At 64.3% G+C, this 20170-nt stretch carries 16 protein-coding genes; 8 read left to right on the top strand and 8 right to left on the bottom strand.

From position 1 onward, the window contains the following. The first annotated feature begins 68 nt into the window (after positions 1–68). The 4 genes from ACIP1G_RS03890 (at position 69) to ACIP1G_RS03905 (ending at position 5712) form a co-directional block, all read left to right on the top strand. Positions 69–1805 (top strand): type I secretion system permease/ATPase, encoded by a 1737-nt coding sequence (locus tag ACIP1G_RS03890; RefSeq protein WP_400733944.1) that lies wholly within the window; start codon positions 69–71, stop codon positions 1803–1805. Between the two features lie 6 nt (positions 1806–1811). After that, complete coding sequence (locus ACIP1G_RS03895) at positions 1812–3152, top strand: HlyD family type I secretion periplasmic adaptor subunit (protein WP_400733947.1); 1341 nt, start codon at positions 1812–1814, stop codon at positions 3150–3152. A gap of 1 nt (position 3153) precedes the next feature. Then, positions 3154–4482, top strand: coding sequence for a TolC family outer membrane protein (locus ACIP1G_RS03900; RefSeq protein ID WP_400733950.1), 1329 nt, complete (start codon positions 3154–3156; stop codon positions 4480–4482). Positions 4483–5043: 561 nt separating this feature from the next. Further along, on the top strand, positions 5044–5712 hold the full coding sequence (locus tag ACIP1G_RS03905) for a class I SAM-dependent methyltransferase (protein WP_400734508.1): 669 nt from the start codon (positions 5044–5046) through the stop codon (positions 5710–5712). A gap of 146 nt (positions 5713–5858) precedes the next feature. On the opposite strand, the gene quiC is transcribed toward ACIP1G_RS03905, so the two are convergent. Beyond that, positions 5859–7766, bottom strand: a complete 1908-nt coding sequence (quiC, locus tag ACIP1G_RS03910; RefSeq protein ID WP_400733953.1) for a 3-dehydroshikimate dehydratase QuiC — start codon at positions 7764–7766, stop codon at positions 5859–5861. 287 nt (positions 7767–8053) lie between these two features. On the opposite strand from quiC, the gene ACIP1G_RS03915 reads away from it, so the two are divergent. Continuing rightward, positions 8054–9427: an MFS transporter gene (locus tag ACIP1G_RS03915; RefSeq protein WP_400733955.1), complete on the top strand. Its 1374-nt coding sequence runs from the start codon at positions 8054–8056 to the stop codon at positions 9425–9427. 139 nt (positions 9428–9566) lie between these two features. Here the strand turns inward: ACIP1G_RS03915 and ACIP1G_RS03920 are convergent, their stop codons facing one another. The 5 genes from ACIP1G_RS03920 to ACIP1G_RS03940 form a co-directional block, all read right to left on the bottom strand. Further along, the gene (locus ACIP1G_RS03920; protein WP_400733958.1) at positions 9567–10979 is read right to left on the bottom strand and encodes a DOPA decarboxylase; all 1413 of its coding nucleotides are present in this window, start codon (positions 10977–10979) and stop codon (positions 9567–9569) included. A 203-nt stretch (positions 10980–11182) separates the two neighbouring features. Further along, a complete protein-coding gene (locus ACIP1G_RS03925) occupies positions 11183–12127 on the bottom strand; it encodes a LysR family transcriptional regulator (RefSeq protein ID WP_400733961.1) in 945 nt (314 codons plus the stop codon). A 152-nt stretch (positions 12128–12279) separates the two neighbouring features. Further along, positions 12280–12990, bottom strand: a complete 711-nt coding sequence (locus ACIP1G_RS03930) for a YebC/PmpR family DNA-binding transcriptional regulator (protein ID WP_400733963.1) — start codon at positions 12988–12990, stop codon at positions 12280–12282. A gap of 97 nt (positions 12991–13087) precedes the next feature. Next, positions 13088–14479, bottom strand: coding sequence for an FAD-dependent oxidoreductase (locus ACIP1G_RS03935; RefSeq protein ID WP_400733966.1), 1392 nt, complete (start codon positions 14477–14479; stop codon positions 13088–13090). 14 nt (positions 14480–14493) lie between these two features. Beyond that, positions 14494–15810, bottom strand: coding sequence for an MFS transporter (locus tag ACIP1G_RS03940; RefSeq protein ID WP_400733970.1), 1317 nt, complete (start codon positions 15808–15810; stop codon positions 14494–14496). 243 nt (positions 15811–16053) lie between these two features. On the opposite strand from ACIP1G_RS03940, the gene ACIP1G_RS03945 reads away from it, so the two are divergent. Next, positions 16054–16923 carry a LysR substrate-binding domain-containing protein gene (locus ACIP1G_RS03945; RefSeq protein WP_346646511.1) on the top strand — a complete coding sequence of 290 codons (870 nt, stop codon included), beginning with the start codon at positions 16054–16056 and terminating at the stop codon, positions 16921–16923. Positions 16924–17062: 139 nt separating this feature from the next. Then, positions 17063–17434, top strand: a complete 372-nt coding sequence (locus ACIP1G_RS03950) for a DUF2784 domain-containing protein (RefSeq protein WP_400733974.1) — start codon at positions 17063–17065, stop codon at positions 17432–17434. On the opposite strand, the gene tam is transcribed toward ACIP1G_RS03950, so the two are convergent. After that, positions 17424–18200, bottom strand: a complete 777-nt coding sequence (gene tam, locus ACIP1G_RS03955; protein ID WP_400733977.1) for a trans-aconitate 2-methyltransferase — start codon at positions 18198–18200, stop codon at positions 17424–17426. The two genes, ACIP1G_RS03950 and tam, sit on opposite strands and share 11 nt — an antisense overlap. Before the next feature lie 181 nt (positions 18201–18381). Between tam and ACIP1G_RS03960 the strand changes: the two genes are divergently transcribed. Further along, the gene (locus ACIP1G_RS03960) at positions 18382–18561 is read left to right on the top strand and encodes a hypothetical protein (protein WP_400734510.1); all 180 of its coding nucleotides are present in this window, start codon (positions 18382–18384) and stop codon (positions 18559–18561) included. Positions 18562–18564: 3 nt separating this feature from the next. Here the strand turns inward: ACIP1G_RS03960 and ACIP1G_RS03965 are convergent, their stop codons facing one another. Next, positions 18565–19977 (bottom strand): amino acid permease, encoded by a 1413-nt coding sequence (locus tag ACIP1G_RS03965; protein WP_012271690.1) that lies wholly within the window; start codon positions 19975–19977, stop codon positions 18565–18567. Positions 19978–20170: the final 193 nt, after the last annotated feature.

Consider the following 20170-nt stretch of genomic DNA (forward strand, 5'->3'; position numbering starts at 1 on the left):
GAAGCCACAACTACCGCTGTACGGGGCGCCGCAACGGCTTCCCCGATTTGTGAAAAGGGAGGCCCCCGATGCACAAGCCGCCACGCACTCGTTCCGAGCTGGCCGACGCGTTGTTTCGCCTGCGCCGCAGCTTCTACGCCCTGGCCGCCTTCAGCGGCGTGATAAACGTCATGATGTTGACGCCAGCCGTTTATATGCTGCAGGTGTATGACCGTGCCCTGGTCAGCCGTAACGTCACTACTTTGACCATGCTCACCCTGTTGGTGGTCGGGCTGTTCCTGCTGATGTCGGCCCTGGAAATGGTCCGCACCCGTGTGCTGATCCGGGTTGGCAACTGCCTGGACATGGACCTCAACCGGCGCATCTTCAGTGCCGCTTTCGAGCGCAACCTGAGCCGTGCCGGCGGCAACCCGGCACAGGCACTGCAGGACTTGGCGCAGGTCCGCCAGTTCGTCACCGGCAACGGCCTGTTCGCCTTCTTCGATGCCCCCTGGACGCCGATCTACCTGCTGGTCTGCTACCTGATTCACCCTTTGCTCGGGCTGGTCACGATGATCGGCTCGCTGATCCTGGTGGGGCTGGCCTACCTCACCGAAAAGGCCACGCAAAAGCCCTTGGCCGAAGCCAACCAGGCGGCCCTGTCTTCAGCCAGCTATGCCAACAACAACCTGCGCAACGCCGAAGTCATCGAGGCCATGGGCATGCTGCCGTCAATCGGCAAGCGCTGGTACCAGGGCCACCTGCGCATCCTGCAGATGCAGACCCTGGCCTCTGACCGCGCTGCGTTGATCAGCAGCACCGGGCGCTTCGTGCGCATCACCTTGCAGTCGCTGATACTCGGTACCGGCGCGCTGCTGGCAATCGAAGGCAAGATCACCCCCGGCATGATGATCGCCTGCTCGATCCTTACCGGCCGCGCCCTGGGCCCGGTGGAACAGGTAATTGCCTCGTGGAAGCAACTGCTGGGCTGCCGTTTGGCCTGGGGCCGGCTCAACGACCTGCTGCAGGACTACCCGCAGCGGCCGCCGAGCATGTCGCTGCAGCGGCCACTGGGCATGCTGGCCGTGGAAAACGTGATCGCCGGTGCCCCCGGTACCAGTACCACCATCCTGCGCGGGGTGAGCTTCAGCCTGGTGCCAGGGGAAACCCTGGGCGTCATCGGCCCTTCGGCCTCGGGCAAGTCCACCCTCGCCCGCCTGCTGGTAGGCGTGTGGCCGACTCAGGCCGGCAAAGTGCGTCTGGACGGTGCCGACATCTTTACCTGGAACAAAAGCGAACTGGGCCCATGGATCGGCTACCTGCCGCAGGACGTGGAGCTGTTCGAAGGCAGCATCGCCGAAAACATCGCGCGCTTTGCCGAAGTGGACAGCGAGGCGGTAATCCGCGCCGCCCGCAGCAGCGGCGTGCACGACATGATCCTGCGCTTCCCGCAGGGCTACGACACACGCCTGGCCGCCGACGGCAGCCCGCTGTCGGGCGGCCAGAAGCAGCGCATCGCCCTGGCCCGTGCGCTGTATGGCGAGCCGAACCTGGTGGTGCTGGACGAGCCCAACGCCAACCTCGACGACGTGGGTGAAAAAGCCCTGGTCGATGCACTGGTCGAGCTCAAGGCCCGCAGCGCCACGGTGGTGCTGATTTCGCACCGGCCCAACGTGCTGGGCACGGTCGACAAGGTGTTGATGCTGCGCGACGGCGGCGTGCACATGCTCGGCAGCCGCGACGAAGTGTTCACTGCGCTGCGCAAGGCTAGCGTGATACCCGGTGGCGCCGCAGCGCCGTTGGCTTCGGTAAAAGTACGGGAGTAACCGATCATGCAGATGAGCCAACACACCGAATTGATTCGCGCCGAGGCGAACAACCAGATCGACCTGGACGTGGGCCGGCCGGCCCGCTGGGGCGTGTGGTTGGTGATTGCCGGCTTTGGCGGTTTCCTGCTGTGGTCGTGCCTGGCGCCACTGGACGCCGGCGTGGTAGCCACTGGCACCGTCAAGGTCACCAGCAACCGCAAGGCGGTACAACACCTGACCGGCGGCACGGTCGAGGCGATCCTGGTGCGCGAAGGCGATGTGGTGAAAAAAGGCCAGGAGGTGGTACGCCTCGACGCCCTGCGTGCAGTGGCCGAACAAGGCGCGCTCAGTGCCCAGTACATCGTCAGCAAGACCGTGGAAAACCGCCTGGAAGCAGAGCGCGATGACCGCGACACGATCACCTTCGACCCGGCCCTGCTCGAACACTACGGCAATGACCCACGCCTGCTGGCGGCCATGGACCTGCAACAGCGCTTGCTGGAAACCCGCCGCGCGGGCCTGGCCGGGGAGCTGAGCATCCTTGAGGAAAACCTCACCGCCTCGGCGGTGCAGCTCAAAGGCCTGCAGCAAGTTTACGGCGCCCGCGCCTCGCAAATCGGCTTCCTCAACCAGGAGCTGCAAGGCACCCGGTTGCTGGCCGCCGAAGGCTATGTACCGCGCAACCGCCTGCTGGAGCTGGAACGCAACAATGCCGACTTGTCCGCCGGCCAGGCCGAAAACCTCAACAACATTGCCCGGGCACGCAGCCAGGCCACCGAAATCAAGCTGCGCATGCTGCAGCGCCAGCATGACTACCTGAAGGAAGTGGAGTCGCAACTGACCGACACCGCCAAGGAAAACACCACCCTGGCCGACCGCCTGCGCGCGCTGGACTACGAAGTGACCCATACCGTCATCCGCTCGCCGATCGACGGCATGGTCCAGGCCCTGAGCATCGCCACGGTCGGCGGCATCATCCAGCCTGGTGCAAAGATCATGGAGGTGGTGCCGCTCGACGAGCCACTGCAGGTCGACGCGATGATCCCGGTGCAAGCCATCGACAAGATGGTCCCGGGCCTGGCCGTGGACCTCGCTTTCCCGGCCTTCAACCACGCGCAGACGCCGAACATTCCGGGGCGGGTCAAGACCATCTCCGCCGATCGCCTGCTCGACGAAGAAAGCAAGCAACCGTTCTACCTGGCCCAGGTGGAAGTGACCCCGGCCGGCATGGGCTTGCTGGGCAGCAACCACATCCGCCCCGGCATGCCCGCCACCGTTACCATCAAGACCGGCGAGCGCAACCTGCTCAGCTACCTGCTCAAACCGATGCTCGAACGCGTAGACGCCGCGTTCAAGGAGCAATGACATGAAACGCCCGTGCCTGATGTTGTGCCTGCTGGGGTTATCTGTACAGGCCAGTGCCATGGACCTGAAACAAGCCTGGGACCTGTTGCAGTACCAGGGCCCGATCTACCGCGCTGCGGTGCACGAAAAACAAGCCGGCGGCGAGAACCGCGCCATCGGCCAGGCCGGCCTGTTGCCGCAGATCAACGCTGCGGCGTACTTCAACAGGGTCAATGGCAGCCAGCGCCAGAATGGCCAGGACAACGACCTGGACTATGACTCCAAGGGCGCCAACGTGCGCCTGCGCCAGCCGCTGTTCAACAAGCAGAAAATGGCCGAGTACCACCAGGGCCAGCAACGTGCCGACTACAGCGTGGCGGTGTTCGACGCCAAGAGCCAGGACGCGGCGGTGCGCCTGGCCGACGCCTACTTCGACGTGCTGCTGGCCAGCGAGACCATCACGTTGGCCAAGGCCAAGCTGAACGCCTTTGAAGAGCAACTGGCCTCCGCGAAACGGCGCAAGGAGCTGGGCGCCGGCACCATCACCGACATCGACGAGTCCGTGGCCCGCCGCGACCTGGCCGACGCCGACCTGATCGAAGCCCAGGACAACCTGGTCAACGCCCGGCGCAAGCTGGAGGAATACATTGGTGAAACCCCGCAGTCGCTGACCACCTTGCAGCCGGGCTTCAACACACCGCCGCTGATGCCGGGCAACCTGCAGGACTGGCTGGTGAAAGCCCAGGCCGACAGCCCGCTGATTCATGCGCGCCGGTACAACTACGAGCTGGCCGAAGAAGAAGTGAAACGCGCCCGTGCCGGGCATTACCCAACCCTGGATTTCGTGGCGGGCTACACGGCCGGCAGCAGCCAGTCGATTTCCGAACTGAACCAGCGCAACCACTACAGCTCGATCGGGCTGGAGCTGAACATCCCGCTGTACAGCGGTGGCAGCACCAGCGCCCTGACCCGCCAGGCCAGCGCCAACAGCTCCAAGGCCCTGGATGAGCTAGACGCCACGCGCCAGGAAGTGATTTCCGGCACTACCCGCGAGTACCGAGGCGTGCAGAGTGGTGCCTTGCGCATTCATGCCCTGGAAAAGGCCGTGGCGTCGAACGAACGCTCGCTGACCTCGACCCGCAAGGGCTTCAAGGAGGGCGGTACCAGCACCAACTCGGATGTGCTCAATGCCGAAGAGTTGCTGTATGACGCCCGCCACGACCTGTTCGAGGCGAAGTTGAACTACCTGATGTCGCGGCTGCGCCTGGCCTCGTCGGTGGGCAGCCTGGGGGATGACGATATCGAGCAGATCAACGATTACCTGGGGCCGGAGCTGATGGTGAGCAATTGAAGGCCTTCGCGATCCCTGTGTAGGAGCGGCTTTAGCCGCGAACACCGGCAACGCCGGTGCCATCCACCGCGCTGGGTTCTTCGCGGGTAAACCCGCTCCTACATCGCGAACACCGGCAACGCCGGTGCCATCCACCGCGTCGCCTGTTTCGCGGGCATGCCCTAATGCCAGTCAGTTAAGCGGTAAGGGCCGACGGGGGCTTGCCTTGGGATTTAGGTTGCCTGTTGGATCGAGCGCCGCAGGTGTTCGCCGATGTATTTTCAGCGCCTAGGAGATCGAGCGCCGCCCGCGCGGCGCTTCGCGGCTAAAGCCGCTCCTACGTTTGTTTCGGGCCAGTCCATCCTGTGCCGGGCGCGCGCGACCGCCTTGTTTGTACGACGCGATATCGAGGCGTGCGCCAAGGGGGTCGCGCGCGAATCCCACTGGAATAATTGGCCCGATACAGATGCGGGAGCAGCCTTGTGCTGCGAAGAGGCCCGCACGGCTGAAGGAAATCTGTCTGCCATACTGGCCTCTTCGCAGCGCAAGGCTGCTCCTACAGAGGGTGGTGAAGCAATGACCATGCGCAACCCCGAAGACGCGTTGCTCGACAGCTGGCAGCACAACGCCCAGGCCTGGATTGAGGCTGTGCGCAGCGCCAGCATCGAGAGCCGCCGCCAGGTAACCGACCAGGCCATGCTGCTGGCCATCCTTGGGCGTCAGCCTGAACGGGTGCTCGACCTGGGTTGTGGCGAGGGATGGTTGCTGCGCGCGCTGGGCGACCGGGGTATCGAGGCCGTAGGCGTCGATGGTGACAGGTCGCTGGTAGAGGCCGCACGTGCTGCGGGGCCTGCCGAGGTGCACCTGGCCAGTTATGCGCAGTTGGCGGATGCGCAAGTGTATGTGGGTAAAGACTATGACCTGATCTGCGCCAATTTCGCACTGTTGCATCAGGACATCATCCCGCTGTTGGCGGCGATGAACGCGTTGCTGGTGCCCGGTGGTGCACTGGTGATCCAGACCCTGCACCCGTGGAGTGTGGCGGGTGGGGATTACCAGGATGGCTGGCGGGAGGAGTCGTTTGCCGGGTTCGCCGGGGACTGGCAGGTGATGCCGTGGTATTTCCGCACCTTGGCCAGCTGGCTGAACGCGCTGGACATGGCGGGGTTGCGGCTGGTCAGCTTGCAGGAGCCGCAGCATCCGCAGAGTGCGGTGCCGCAGTCGTTGTTGCTAGTGGCTGAGCGCCACTGAAGCCTACGCGGTCGATGTAGGAGCGGCCTTGTGCCGCGAAGGGGCGCACAGCGCCCCCAAATTTTCAGCCTCACATCACGAATGGCTGGGGCTGCTTTGCAGCCCATTCGCGGCACAAGGCCGCTCCTACACCGAGCGCGTCGGGCTCAGAGCACCGGCTTGCGCGCCGCGCCGCTGCGGGCCTTGGCCATGGCCGCCAGGCGCACCGCGACGTTGGCCGCGCCGTAACCGGCATAACCACCCTTGCGCTGGATGATTTCGAAGAAGAAGCGCTCCTCGAACGGTTCGGTGTACACGTGGAACAGCTCGCCACCCTGGGCATCGCGGTCGTACAGCACGTTGTAGTACGCCAGTTCGCTGAGGAACTCGTCGTCGAAATCGAAGCGCGCTGCCAGGTCGTCGTAGTAGTTAAGCGGGATCTCCAACAGCGGCACCCCGGCCAACTTGGCCCGTGCTACTTCGCGGAAGATGTCATCACAATCGAAGGCGATGTGGTGCACACCAGATCCGCGGTAGCTGGACAGCGCATGGGCGATGGCGGTGTTGCGGTTTTCCGAGATGTTCAGTGGCAGGCGCAAGGTGCCGCACTGGCTGCGCAGGGCGCGGCTCTTGACCAGGCCATACGGGTCGGGCAGCACCACTTCGTCGTCGGCGGCGAAGTCGAACAGGCTCTTGTAGAACAGCACCCAGCTGTCCAGCGACTCGGCCGGCAGGGCCAGGGCCATGTGGTCGATACGGCGCAGGCCGCCGGTGGCGGTGGCGTTCTTGTCCAGGCTGAAGTCGGTGTCGTACAAGGTCTGGCCGGCAGTGCCCTGCTCCACCAGGTACAGCAGGCTGCCATCCGGCGCACGCACCGCCGGCACTTCGCACTCGTTGGGGCCGACCAGGCCGCGGAACGGCTGGCCACGGTAGGCGGTGGCGCGCTTCAGCGCGGCTTGCTGGTCCTTGACCCGCAGCGCGGTGGCGCACAGCGACGGGCCATGGGCCTCGAAGAAGTTGTGGCCGAAGGAATACGGTTCGGCGTTCAGCACAATGTTGATATCGCCCTGGCGCAGCAACTGCACTTCTTTGCTGCGGTGCTTGCCGGCTTCGGCAAAGCCCAGGCGCTTCAACCAGCTGCCCAGGCGCGCACCGACGGCTTCGTCGACCGCAAACTCAAGGAACTCCACGCCGTCATAGGTACTGGCCGCTGGCGGGGTGAACAGCACGCCAGGTTCGATCGGCGTGTTTTCCTGCTCCAGGCGCAGGCGGGTCTGCTCTTCAAGGTACAGCAGCGAACGCAGGCCATCGGCGGCATTCTGCCGGGGTGGCGCGGCGCGGAAGCCGTCATTGAAGACTTCCAGCGACAGCGGGCCACGGTAGCCAGTGGCAAGGATCGGCGCGAGGAAACCGGCCATGTCCATTTCACCCTGCCCCGGGAAGCAGCGGAAGTGGCGGCTCCACTCCAGCACATCCATGGCCAGGATCGGTGCGTCGGCCATTTGCACGAAGAAGATCTTGTCGCCGGGAATGTCGCGGATCGCGCTCGGGTCGCCCTTCAGCGACAGGGTGTGGAAGCTGTCGAGGATCACCCCGAGGGCCGGGTGGTCGGCCTGGCGTACCAGGTTCCACACTTGCTGGTAGGTGTTGACGTGGCGGCCCCAGGCCAGCGCTTCGTAGCCAATGCGCAGGCCACGCTTGCCGGCATGCTCGCCCAGCAGGCGCAGGTCGTCGACCAGCAGTTGTTCATCGCCCAGGGCATCGGCCTGGACGTTGCTGCACACCAGCACCAGGTCGGTGCCCAGCTCCTGCATCAGGTCGAACTTGCGCTCGGCGCGGTCGAGGTTTTTCTGCAGGCGGTCGCGGCGGCAGCCTTCAAAGTCGCGGAACGGCTGGAACAGGGTGATGGCAATACCCAGGTCAGCGCACATCTGGCGCACCTGGCGCGGGCTGCCGGCGTAATAGAGCAGGTCGTTTTCGAAGATCTCGACGCCGTCAAAACCGGCGGCGGCGATGGCTTCGAGCTTTTCCGGCAGTGTGCCGCTCAAGGACACGGTAGCGATCGAACGCTGCATGGCGGGAGTTCCTTGTTGTTAGAGGATTACGGTGCCAGTCAGGTAAAAAACCACTGTCACAGTTTATGGCACGATCGATTATTCGCAGGTAAAGTCGTCGCTTCAATCTCTTTGTACGGAATGGTTAGTTTTGCGTTCGATTATCGCACAAAACCCGTTTTAGCGAATTGCCAGTCCGCTGGCCCGTGGTCAACATGAACCACAGACGCAGGCACACCGACCGTTGCCTCCTGCCCCTGAAACCTATGGCGGAACCTGCGCAAACAACAATAACAACGGAGACAACCATGGCTCACTCCAGCTCCCAAGCCAAGAAAGCGACCGCCAGTGGATGGATAGGCTCGGCCCTCGAGTACTACGACTTCTTCATCTACGCCCAGGCCGCCGCGCTGATTTTCCCGCAGATCTTCTTCCCCAACACCGACCCGAAAATGGCCATCATTGCCTCGCTGGCCACCTACGGCGTGGGTTACCTGGCGCGCCCGGTCGGTGCCTTCGTGCTCGGCCACTGGGGTGACACCCGCGGCCGCAAGAACGTACTGCTGCTGTGCATGTTCCTGATGGGCCTGTCGACCATGGCCGTGGGCCTGCTGCCTACCTACCACGACATCGGCTTCCTCGCGCCGGCCTTGCTGGTGGTTCTGCGCCTGATCCAGGGCTTTGCCGTGGCCGGGGAAATCTCCGGTGCCAGTTCGATGATCATGGAGCACGCGCCGTTCGGCCGAAGGGGCTACTACGCCAGCTTCACCCTGCAAGGCGTGCAGGCCGGCCAGGTCATGGCGGCGGCGGTGTTCTTGCCACTGGCCTACTTCATGCCTAGCGAAGCGTTCAACGACTGGGGCTGGCGCATTCCGTTCCTGATGAGCGCCATCGTGCTGATTGCCGGCTTCATCATCCGTAAGGAAGTGCACGAAACCCCGGCATTCGTGAAGGAAGAGAAACAGGACAAAGTGGCCAAGTCGCCGATCAGCGAAGCCTTCCGTCACAGCTGGAAGCACATGGTGCTGGTGATGTTCATGGCACTGATGAACGTGATCCCGGTGGTGGCCACCATCTTTGGTGCGGCCTACGCGGTGCAGCCGGCCTATGGCATCGGCTTCGACAAGAGCGTGTACCTGTGGATCCCGGTGGTTGGCAACATCGTCGCAGTGCTGGTGATTCCGTTTGTCGGCAACCTGTCGGACAAGATCGGCCGTCGCCCGACCATGATCGCTGGCTGCCTGGGCTCTGGCCTGCTGGCCTTCGTCTACCTGTATGCGATCAGCATCCAGAACGTACCGCTGGCCTTCGCCGCTTCGATCGTGATGTGGGGCATGGTCTACCAGGGCTACAACGCGGTGTTCCCAAGCTTCTACCCAGAGCTGTTCCACACCCGCTACCGCGTTTCGGCCATGGCCATTGCGCAGAACGTCGGCACCATGCTGACCGCCATGCTGCCGGCGCTGTTTGCCCTGGTTGCCCCGCCCGGCTCGGAAAACATCCCGCTGGTGATTGGTGGGCTGGCGTTCTTCATCACCTGCGTGTGCGCCCTGGCGGCCTACATTGCCCCGGAAACCCATCGCCTGGCGATGGAAGACCTGGGCAACCCGGAGGCCAAGCCGATGGAGAAGGAAGCCTATGAGGCTAGCCGTAAAGGTAGCTTTCAGGCGGTGAGCCACTGATAGATTGCAAGGGGCTGCTCTGCAGCCCTTTCGCGACACAAGGCCGCTCCTACAGGGGTCCGCGCACGCCCGCGCCGACGCGATCCCCTGTAGGAGCGGCCTTGTGTCGCGATAGGGCCGCAAAGCGGCCCCGGCAATTTCAGCCCTTGACCACTTCTTGCAAGCGCTGCCAGAGCCGCTCCACATCCCCCCGCTCAGTCGGCAATGCCCCGATCGACACCCGCACCATCCACCGCCCATCCAGCGTCGCCGGCGTCACATACGCAGCCCCGGAAGCATTAAGCCGCTCGGCCCAGCCCTTGGTATGCGCATCCAGCGCCTCCCCTTCCAGCCCCGCCGGCCGATGGCGAATGCACAAGGTCTGCAACTGCACCGGCGCCAGCACTTCCCACTCTTGCGCCGCCCCAACCTGCCCCGCCAACCACTGGGCATTGTCCAGGTCACGCCGCAGCCGCGCCTGCAACGCTTCAACCCCCTCGCTACGCAACATGAACCACAGCTTCAACGCACGGAACCGGCGGCCCAGCGGGATGCCCCAGTCACGCAGGCTCTTCACCTCGCCATCCACTGCCGATTGCAGGTAGCTGGGGTTGGTGCTCATTACCCGGATCAGGTGCTGCGGGTCGCGCACGTAGTAAATGGAGCAATCGAAGGCCACACCCAACCACTTGTGCGCGTTGACCACTACCGAATCGGCCAGCTCGATGCCATCCCACATCCAGCGGCATTCCGGCAGGATCATTGCCGAACCGGCCATGGCCGAGTCCACATGCAGCCACAGGCCATGGGCCTGGGCAATCTCGCCGACCGGGCGCAGCGGGTCGAGGGCGGTGGTGGTGGTGGTGCCGGTGGTGGCCACTACGGCGCAGGGCTGGTTGCCGGCGGCCAGGTCTTGCTCTATGGCCGCCTGCAACGCCTCTGGGCGTAGGGCGTAACGTTCGTCGGTGGGGATCAGGCGAATGTTGTCGCGACCAAAACCGGCCAGCAGCGCGGCCTTGTCCACCGAACTGTGGGCGTGGGCGCTGACATACACGATCAACGGCTTGGCCTCGGCCTGCAGGCCGCCGCGTACCAGGGCGTAGTCGGTGGCGCGTTCACGGGCGCTGATCAGTGCCACCAGGGTGCTGGTCGAGGCAGTGTCCTGGATCACCCCGCTCCACTGGCCAGACAAGCCAAGCAGCTGGCGCAGCCAGTCGAGGGTGGTTTCTTCCAGCTCGCTCAGCGCCGGGCTGGATTGCCACGACAGGCCCAGTACGCCCAGACCGGTGCTGAGGAAGTCACCCAGTACCGAGGACAGGGTACCGTTGGAGGGGAAATAGCCGTAGAAGTCCGGGTGCTGCCAGTGGGACAGGCCGGGCATGACCAGCTGGTTGACGTCGTCGAGGATGGCCTCGAAGGGTTCGCCTTGCTGGGGGGCCTGTTCGGGCAAGGCAGCCTTGAGGTAGCCGGGCTCGACCTGGGCCATGACCGGGCGTTCGCCGACGGTTTGGCGGTAGTCGGCGATCAGGTCGATCAGCTGGTGGCCGTATTGGCGGAATTGTTCGGGGGTCACGCTGGCTCTCCTGGGGGTTATTCATTGCCTGGGCCGGCCTCTTCGCGGGTGAACCCGCTCCTACAAGGGATACCGCCGCACCTGAGAGCGGTGCAATCCTTTGTAGGAGCGGGTTCACCCGCGAAGAGGCCAGTACAGACAACACAATGCCCTCAGTCTAGGCACCTATACCAAACCGAATAACCCCACTTCGCGCATAGCTGCTATGGCAAACCCGCATGCCCACCCTGCACGCCAAACTGCGACTGGCGCCACAACTCGAATACCCGGTTGCGCAACCAGCGGTGCTCGGCCGAGGCCTGCAGGCGCTGGTGCCACACCACCCAGTAGCGCTGGCTGTGGTCGATGAAACCCAACGGCCGCCAGGCCAGCTCATGCAGGCGGCACAGCTGCCGGGCTATGTGCTCGGGCACCGTGGCCACGGCCTGGCTGTTGGCAATTACCTGAACGGTGGCGGAGAAGAACGGCACTTCCAGGCTGACCCGCCGCTGCAGGCCCTGGGCGCGCAGGTGGCGGTCGATGAAGCTGTCCTTGTCGCCACCGCCGGAGATACGCACATGCTTGTGCGCCAGGTAGTCGGCCTGGCTCAACGCGGCGTGGGCCGCAAGCGGGTGGTCGTGGCGCATCAGGCACACCGCGCGGTCCTCACCCAGCAGGCGACCGTGCAGGTTGGGCGGCGACTCGTCGAACAAGGTAGTGGCCAAGTCGATCTCGCCGCTGGCCAACAAGGCGTACTGGCCGGCCTGCCAGGTGCGGTATTCCAGCGATACGCCCGGTGCTTCACGCTCCAGTGCCGCGACCAGCAGCGGCAGCATGTGCTCGGCCACGTAATCCGAGGCTGCCAGGCAGAAGCGCCGCTCGCAGCGCGCCGGGTCGAACACGGCGGGCTGGCGCAGGGCGTGCAGTTCTTCCAGGACTTGGCGCAACGGTTCGACCAGGGCTTCGGCGTGTTCGCTGAGCACGTAGCCACGGCCCTGGCGCACCAGCAACGGGTCGTCAAAGGCCTCGCGCAGGTGTGCCAGCTGGCGGCTCAGCGCTGACTGGCTGACGCCCAGGCGCTCGGCGGCGTGGCTGAGGTTTTTCAGCTGCAGCAGGTGGTCGAGGGTGCGCAGGTGGGCGAGGCTGAGGGAGGCGAAGGTGGGGTTCATTGGGTTCGGCTCCGGACCGCTGCGAGGGCTTCGCCCTCGTTTCGCGACGCAAGGCCGCTCCTACAGGGACCGCATCTGCCCATGGCTTGCGCGGTCCTTGTAGGAGCGGCCTTGCGCCGCGAAGGGCCGCAAAGCGGCCCCAATTACACAGATCAGTCAGTCAGACCAACATACACGTTCTGCACATCATCGTTCTCGTCGATCGCCTCGAGGAACGCTTCCACCTCAGCCAGCGCTTCAGCACTCAGGCTAGCTGCGCTCACCGGGTTCTTCGGGGTGTAACCGATCTTCGCCGAGGTCACGGTGAAGCCCTGCTCCGGCAGTGCCTTCTGCACGGCGTCCAGGTCGGTAGTGTCGGTGATAAACAGGGTCGAGCCCTCTTCTTCACCTTCTTCGAAGTCCTGAGCACCAGCTTCGATCGCGGCCATTTCCGGGTCTGCGTCGCCTTCCGGGCTGGCTTCGATCAGGCCGACGTGGTTGAAGTCCCAGGTCACCGAGCCGCTGGCGCCCAGCTGGCCCTTGCGGAACAGCACGCGGATTTGCGCAACGGTACGGTTGACGTTGTCGGTGAGGCACTCGACGATCAGTGGCACCTGGTGCGGGGCGAAGCCTTCATAGCTGACGGCATGGTACTGCACGGCCTCGCCGTCCAGGCCAGCGCCTTTCTTGATCGCACGCTCCAGGGTCTCGCGGGTCATCGACGCTTTCTTGGCCTGGACGATGGCCAGGCGCAGGCGCGGGTTCATGTCCGGGTCGGCGCCAGATTTGGCAGCAATCTGAATTTCCTTGGCCAGCTTGCCCATGACCTTGCCTTTGGCATTGGCCGCGGTTTCTCTATGTTTGGCTTTCCACTGTGCGCCCATGTCGACTCTCTTGTTTCAGCGGCCGGTTCAGGAAGCGACCGGCCAAAAGTGGGTGCAGTTTATACGCCCTCGGGCATGGGATCGACAAGAAATCTCGTCAGCCTTTATCGGCTTTGCCTGCCGCAGCAGCAAACCGCGCCAACCGCACATCCAGCCGCCGCGGGCGCAAGCCGTGGTCCTCGGCGCGCTCCTTGCGGCGGATGGCATTGCGCACCATCAGCGAGCCCAGATAGCGGATTGGCTCGGGCGGGAACAGCCCCAGCGGCCCTTTGACCAGCGGCGAACGGGTCCAAGGGTTGTCCAGCCCCAGTGCCAGCGACGAAAGAATCTGCCCGCCCATGTGGCACGGCCCCACGCCGCTACCGGAGTAGCCAAAGCCGTAGAACACGTTGCCCTGCCCGTCCAGCTTGCCAAAGAACGGCAAACCGGTCACCGAGCGGTCCGACGGCCCGTTCCAGCTGGCGGCCAGCGGCACCTCGGCCAGCGCCGGGAAGAACCCGCCCAGGCTTTCGCGCAGCAATGGCCGGTACGGTGATGGCTGGTCGAACACGGGCAGCATGCGCCCGCCATAAGCAAAAGTATTACCGCCCTTGCCGAACATCAGCCGGCCATCGGACGTGTTGTGGTAGTAGTGCACGAAGATCCGCGAGTCGAGCACGCTGATGCCGCTGTCCAGGCCAATCTGGCGCAGCAGCTCGGGGCACGGCTCGGTAATCACCATATCGCTGGAGACAATCGCCACGCTGCGCTCGAACTGCGGGAAGGCCCGCGCCATCCAGGCATTGAGGCCCAACACCACGCGGTCGGCGCGCACGCTACCGTTGGCCGTGCGCACCTGCACCGGGGCGCCGTGCTCAAGGCCGGTCATGGCAGTGCCCTCAAAGATGCGCACGCCGCGCTGCAAGGCCACCCGGCGCAGCCCGCGCACCAGCTTGCCCGGCTGCACCGTGGCGGCGGCCGGCGAGAACCAGCCCTCCAGGTGCAGCGCCGAACCTGCCAGGCGCTGCACCTGTTCCAGCGGCAGGCGGCGGAACGAATTGATGCCCCTGTGCTCCAGCGCGGCGATCACCGCGTCGGTGGCACCGACCTGTGCCGCGTTGGTAGCGGTGTACAGCGTGCCGTCCAGGCGATAATCGCAGTCGATGCCATTGGCCGCGCAAAACGCGCCGATTTCACCGATGCTGCGCTCCGACTCACGCACCAGGCGTACCGCCTCGGCCACCCCGAACAAGCGCTCGAGGGTGAAATACTTGGCCGACCAGGACAACGCGCAGCCACCATTGCGGCCACTGGCACCGGCGCCACAGATGTCGGCCTCGATCAGCACCACATCCAGGGCCGGGACCGCCTCCTTGAGCATCAGTGCCGTCCACAGGCCGGTATAGCCGCCGCCAACGATGCACACATCGCAGCGGGCATCGCCTTGCAGCGGCGGGCACACCGCCTCCTGTGCCGAAGCCAGGGCCTGTTGCAGCCAGAAGGGTCTCATTCGCTTGCTTTCCTTTAGGTACGCAGTGGCTTGATTGCCATGCTGGTGTTCGGTGCCACGTCGGTGCTTTGCGCGCTGCTGGCCGGGCGGCTGTTCCAGTGCGGCAGCAGTACCAGCGCCGAGAACAGTGCGCAGCCGGCGAACACGATGAACACCGTGACGCCGTCGAAGTAGCCCGGCAGCAAACCGCCCAGTACCGCGCCCACCGAGCCACAGCCGTTGACGAAGCCTGCTGCTGTGGCGCCGGCCTTGGCGGTGCCGAAGTCGATGGCCGCAGCGCCACTGATCATCGAGTCCGGCCCGTACAGGGTCAGGCCCATGACGAACAGCAGGGCCACTACCAGCATCACGTTGCCGGTGTGCATGGCCGCCATGAAGGCCGCCAGGGTCACGGTCAGCAGCACCAGGCTGATCACGCAGGCCGGCATGCGCCGGGCACCGAACAGCTTGTCGGAGGCCAGGCCAATCATGATTGGCCCCAGCAGCCCGGCCAGTTCGAAGGCGGTGGGGATGATCGCTGCGCCAACCTTGCCCACCGAGGGCATCTGCTCGAAGACGATCACCGGCCCCCACAGCAGGATGGCGTAGCGCGCCGGCTTGAGCAGGAAGTACGCCAGGCCCAGGGTCAACACCGTGCGGTTGCGCAGAATCTCCTTCAGCGGTGCCCACACGCTGCACAGGTCGCCGGCCGGGGCCATGCTCTGCGGTTCGGGCTCCACTGCCGGCAGGCCAACATCCTCAGGCTTGTTGCGCTGCAGGAAGAAGAACAGCACGGCCACCAGCGCCACCACTGCGGCACTGGAGAAGAACGCCGCATGCCAGGTGCCGACCAGGGTGTAGGCCCACCAGCCAGCGAACGGCGAAGCCACCAGGCCGCCAAAGGCATAGCAGGAACTCCACAGGCCCAACACCCGCCCGCGCTGCGAGGCCGGGAAGAAGCTGCCGATGTTCTTGCACAAGCCGGCCCAGCCGGTGGATTGCGCCAGGCCCTGCACCAGCATGCAGGTAGCGAAGATCGGGAAGGTGGCGTAACTGCCCATCACCACCGCCGCCACTGCAGAAATCAACAAACCGCCAAGCACCACCACGCGCGGGCCAAAGCGGTCGGCAAGCATGCCCCAGGTGAACTGGCCCACGGCGTAGGCAGCCAGGTAGATGGCGTCGAGGTTGGCCATGGCGGCCTTGTCGAGCATGAAGCTTGGGTCTTCGGCGATGCCCAGCTTGGCCACCGAGAAGGCTTTGCGGGTGAAGTAGAAGGCGGCGTAAGCCAGCCAGGTGATGGCGAAAATCTGCATGCGCCAACGTTTGAACGCGGCTAGGGATTGATTCATGTAAGTCTGACCTCTTGCTTGAGTGTGCCGGCAGAATGTGAAGAAACGCCTGTCTTGTTCTTGTGTTACGCACAGCGATGACGAGGCTGTCATCGGGTCAGATGGCTCCGTGTGGGCGCCATGGCCCTGGCGGCATTCGTGGTGCCAGCGTCGGGCTGACATGCATGGAAACAGTTGCGGAAAAATAAATAAAATCGATTTATCGTATTACTAACATAAGCCCAGCTTGTTACTGAGGTCGTCATGTCGGTTTCCCACGCACAACTCAAGGCGTTCCATGCCGTGGCCGTGCACGGCAGCTTTACCCGCGCGGCAGAAAAGCTGTTTCTGACCCAGCCTGCGGTGTCGGACCAGGTGCGCAAACTGGAGGAGCGCTTCGGCGTACTGCTGTTCCACCGCAACAAGCGCTCGGTGCAGCTCACCGACCTGGGCGAGCGCCTGCTGGGCATCAGCCAGCGCCTGTTCGCTTGCGAGGCCGAGGCCCATGACCTGCTGCAGGATTCGCGAGCCCTGCACACTGGCAGCCTGGTGCTGGCGGTGGATGCGCCGGTGCATGTGCTGCCGCAGATTGCCCGTTTCTGCCAGCGCTACCCGGGCATTCAGGTAAAGATCGAGACTGGCAACACCGATGAATCGCTGGCCCGGCTCTTCAGCTACCAGGCTGACCTGGCCCTGTTGGGCCGGGACGTTGACGATGAACGCCTGCATTGCCTGCCGCTGCGCCGCGACCCGATGGTGGCGTTCGTTTCCCACCAGCACCCGTGGGCCAGCCGTGGCTCGATCAACCTGGCCGACCTGGACGACATGCCGCTGGTGCTGCGCGAACCCGGTTCGGTGACGCGGCAGACCCTGGAAGAAGAAATGCAACGAGCCGGGCTGCGGATTCGCCCGGCAATCCAGGTGGAAGGCCGCGAGGCGGCGCGTGAGGCAGTGGTGGTGGGGATTGGCGTGGGGGTGGTGTCGGCGGCGGAGTTTGGCGCCGATGCGCGGGTGTGTGCGTTGCCGATTGTCGATTGCCAGCGGCACTTGACCGAGACCTTGGTGTGTTTGAGCGAGCAGCGTACGCGGCGGGTGGTGGCGACCTTTTTGCAGATGGTTGAGGAAGGGTTGTAAGCCTGCACTGGCCTATTCGCGGGTGAACCCGCTCCTACAAGGGTTATGCATTCCATTGTAGGAGCGGGTTTACCCGCGAAGAGGCCAGTACAGGCAACCCAACTATGCTGGGATAACCTCCCCTCCCGGCACTCAACCCATGCTCTACCGCCTTGCCGCCGACACCCTGGTCCTGCTGCATCTGGCCTTCATCGTGCTGGTGCTGTTCGGCGGCCTGCTGGTGTTGCGCTGGCGCCCTGCCCTGCTGCTGCACCTGCCTGCCCTGGCCTGGGGCCTGGCGGTGGAGTGCCTGCACCTGGACTGCCCGCTCACCACCTGGGAAAACCGCATGCGCAGCGCCGCCGGTGGCGCCGGCTACCACGGCGGCTTCGTCGAGCACTACATCTGGCCGCTGATCTACCCCGCCGGCCTAACCCCACATATCCAGCTACTGCTGGGTAGCTTCGTGCTGCTGTTCAACCTCGGCATCTACAGCTACGTGGCCTGGCGCTGGCGCCACCCTAGCGGGTAGCGATCACGAACAACCGCGGGAACGGCAACAGCACCCTGCCATCGGTGGCCGGTGGGTAGTCACGCTGCATGGCCTGCAGGTACATCTGCAGGAAGCCGGCCTGCTCCTGCTCGTCGAGCCTGGCCAGGTATGGCCGCAACGCCGAACCCTTGAACCATTCCACCACCGCCTCGGCGCCACCGGCCAAGGGGTGGTGGTAGGTGGTGCGCCACACATCCACCCGTGCACACAGTGGGCTGAGCAGGTCGTAGTAGAACGCCGCGCCGTGTCGCGGCGGCAGCTGGAAATCGGCGAACTTCGCCGCCCAGGGGCCTTGGCCGGCGATTTCGCGTAACTGGCGGTGAGCGGGTTCGTCGAGGTTGTCCGGCGTCTGCACGGCCAGGCTGGCGCCCTCGCTCAGCTGGCGCACCAGGTGCGGGTAAAGCGTGGCGTGGTCGGGCACCCATTGCAGCGAGGCATTGGCCAGGATCAGGTCCTGCGGTTCTGGGGCGGACCAACCGCTGATGTCAGCAATGACCGTGCGCACCCGGGGGATGCACAGCCGCTTGCGCTCGCGGGCCTTGGCAATCATGTCGGGGTCGCTGTCCAGCGCCGTCACCTGGGCGTCGGGGTAGCGTTGCAGCAGCACTTCGGTGGAGTTGCCGGGGCCGCAGCCCAGATCGGTGGCGTGGCGCACCGGGCGTGGCGGGATGGCGGCGAGCAGGTCGCGCACGGCGCGGGTGCGTTCATCTTCGAACAGGGAATACTGGGTGGCGGACCAGGCCATGTGGGGCTCCTTTTGGCGGGCAGTGTGTTCAGCATATGCCATCTGTCGGCTGCGCGGGCCCTATCGCCGGCAAGCCACCCACAGGATCACCACAATGGCTGGGCCACCTGGTCTCCTGTGGGAGCTGGCTTGCCGGCGATTGGGCCGGAACTGACCACCTATGCTTGAAGTCAGTCCATGTATGCGCACCCCCATGAAAACCTACATCGCCCTCGCCATCCTGGCCCTGATCGCCGCCGCCGCCCTGCTCGGCTCACCGTGGATGAACCAACGCTTCCACATGCCCGCCGAAAAATCCCAGGCCCAACAACGCGAAACGGCCGGCTCCCCAAGGGAGCCGGCCGTTTCCAGACGCGAGTAACGCTTAGTGCTGCTTGCTGCCAGAGCGGATCTGGTGCACCACACCCATCGCCACCACGATTGCCGCAGCGATACCGGTGGAGATGACAAGGATCTGGTAGTCAGGCATGAAGGCCATGGTCACCAGGGCCGCCACGATGAACGCGATTACCAGGTAGGTCAGCCACGGGAACAGCCACATCTTCAGGCGCACTTCCTTGCCTTCGGCGATCAGCTTGCGGCGCATGCGCAGCTGCGAGAAGGCAATCACCAGGTACACCAGCAAGGCGATCATGCCGGTGGTGTTCATCAGGGTATCCAGCACGTCTTTCGGGCGCAGGGTTTCGCTGAAGTTGATCAGCGCACACACCACGGCCACGGCGCACGAGCCCATGATCGCGTAAACCGGTACACCGGTGCCGGCACGGGTGATCTTGAAGAACGACGGCGCGTCGCCACGCTGGGCCAGGGAGAACAGCATGCGCGAAGCGGTGTAGTGGCCCGAGATCAGGCAGCTGCTCACCGAGGTCAGCACCACGAAGTTCATCAGCAGCTCGGCATACGGCACGCCCAGCAGTTCCAGGGTGCGGCGGTAGGCGCCATAGCCGGAAACGCCCAGGTGCGGGTCGTTCCACGGTACCAGGCAGACGATCAGGAAGATCGAGCCGACGTAGAACAGGCACACACGCCATACCACCGAGTTGGTCGCCTTGACGATCTGCGCGGCCGGGTCCTTGGCTTCGGAAGCAGCGATGGTGACGATCTCGGCGCCGAGGAAGGCGAACATCACCCCAAGCAAGGCCCCGATCACGGTGGTGATGCCATTGGGCATGAAGCCTTCGGCGGTGAGGTGGCTGATGCCACGCACTTCACCGAACTGCCACACGTTCATCACCGCAGCGGTACACACGATCAGGAAGCAGACGATCGCGATCACCTTGATCAAGGCGAACCAGAATTCGAACTCACCGTAGTGCTTGACGTTGAAGAAGTTGACGGTGATCAGCAACAGGGTCGTGGCCAGCACGAACACGTTGACGCTCACATCGGGGAAGAAACCATGCAGGATCTTGCCCGCCACATAAGCTTCCCAAGCCATGAGGATGACCCAGTACCACCAGTACAGCCAGCCGATGGTGAAACCGGCCCAACGGCCAATGGCGCGGTCGGCATAGGTGGAGAACGAGCCGGTGTCTGGCGAGGAAGTCGCCATTTCACCCAGCATGCGCATGATCAGCACCACCAGGATGCCGCCTGCCAGGTAGGCCAGGACAGCGGCTGGGCCGGCGCTGTGGATCACGCTGCCGGAACCGACGAACAAGGCGCCGCCAATAACCCCGGCGATCGACATCATCGTCAGGTGGCGCGACTTCAGCGAGGCACTGAGCTTGCTCTCGTGCCCGCTTTTCGCGGTGGTGGTTGTGGATGTTGCGTCCATCAGTTGTGTACCCCGTGCTTCTTTTTATCCAAGGAAAACTGTGAAACCCCGATGGCTGGCGGTTTCACCTGTACATCAGTGCTAATGCGGGCAGGATGGTGTGAACAAACACACGCAGGCCCTCCATGGCGGCCTGCTGACGCGCCCGAAGGTTTGCCCTTCGAACGAACTGAACATGCTTTATGTGGCGATA

Origin of the sequence: Pseudomonas sp. NPDC089392 (assembly GCF_044749595.1) — a bacterium.
Classification (GTDB): Bacteria; Pseudomonadota; Gammaproteobacteria; order Pseudomonadales; family Pseudomonadaceae; genus Aquipseudomonas.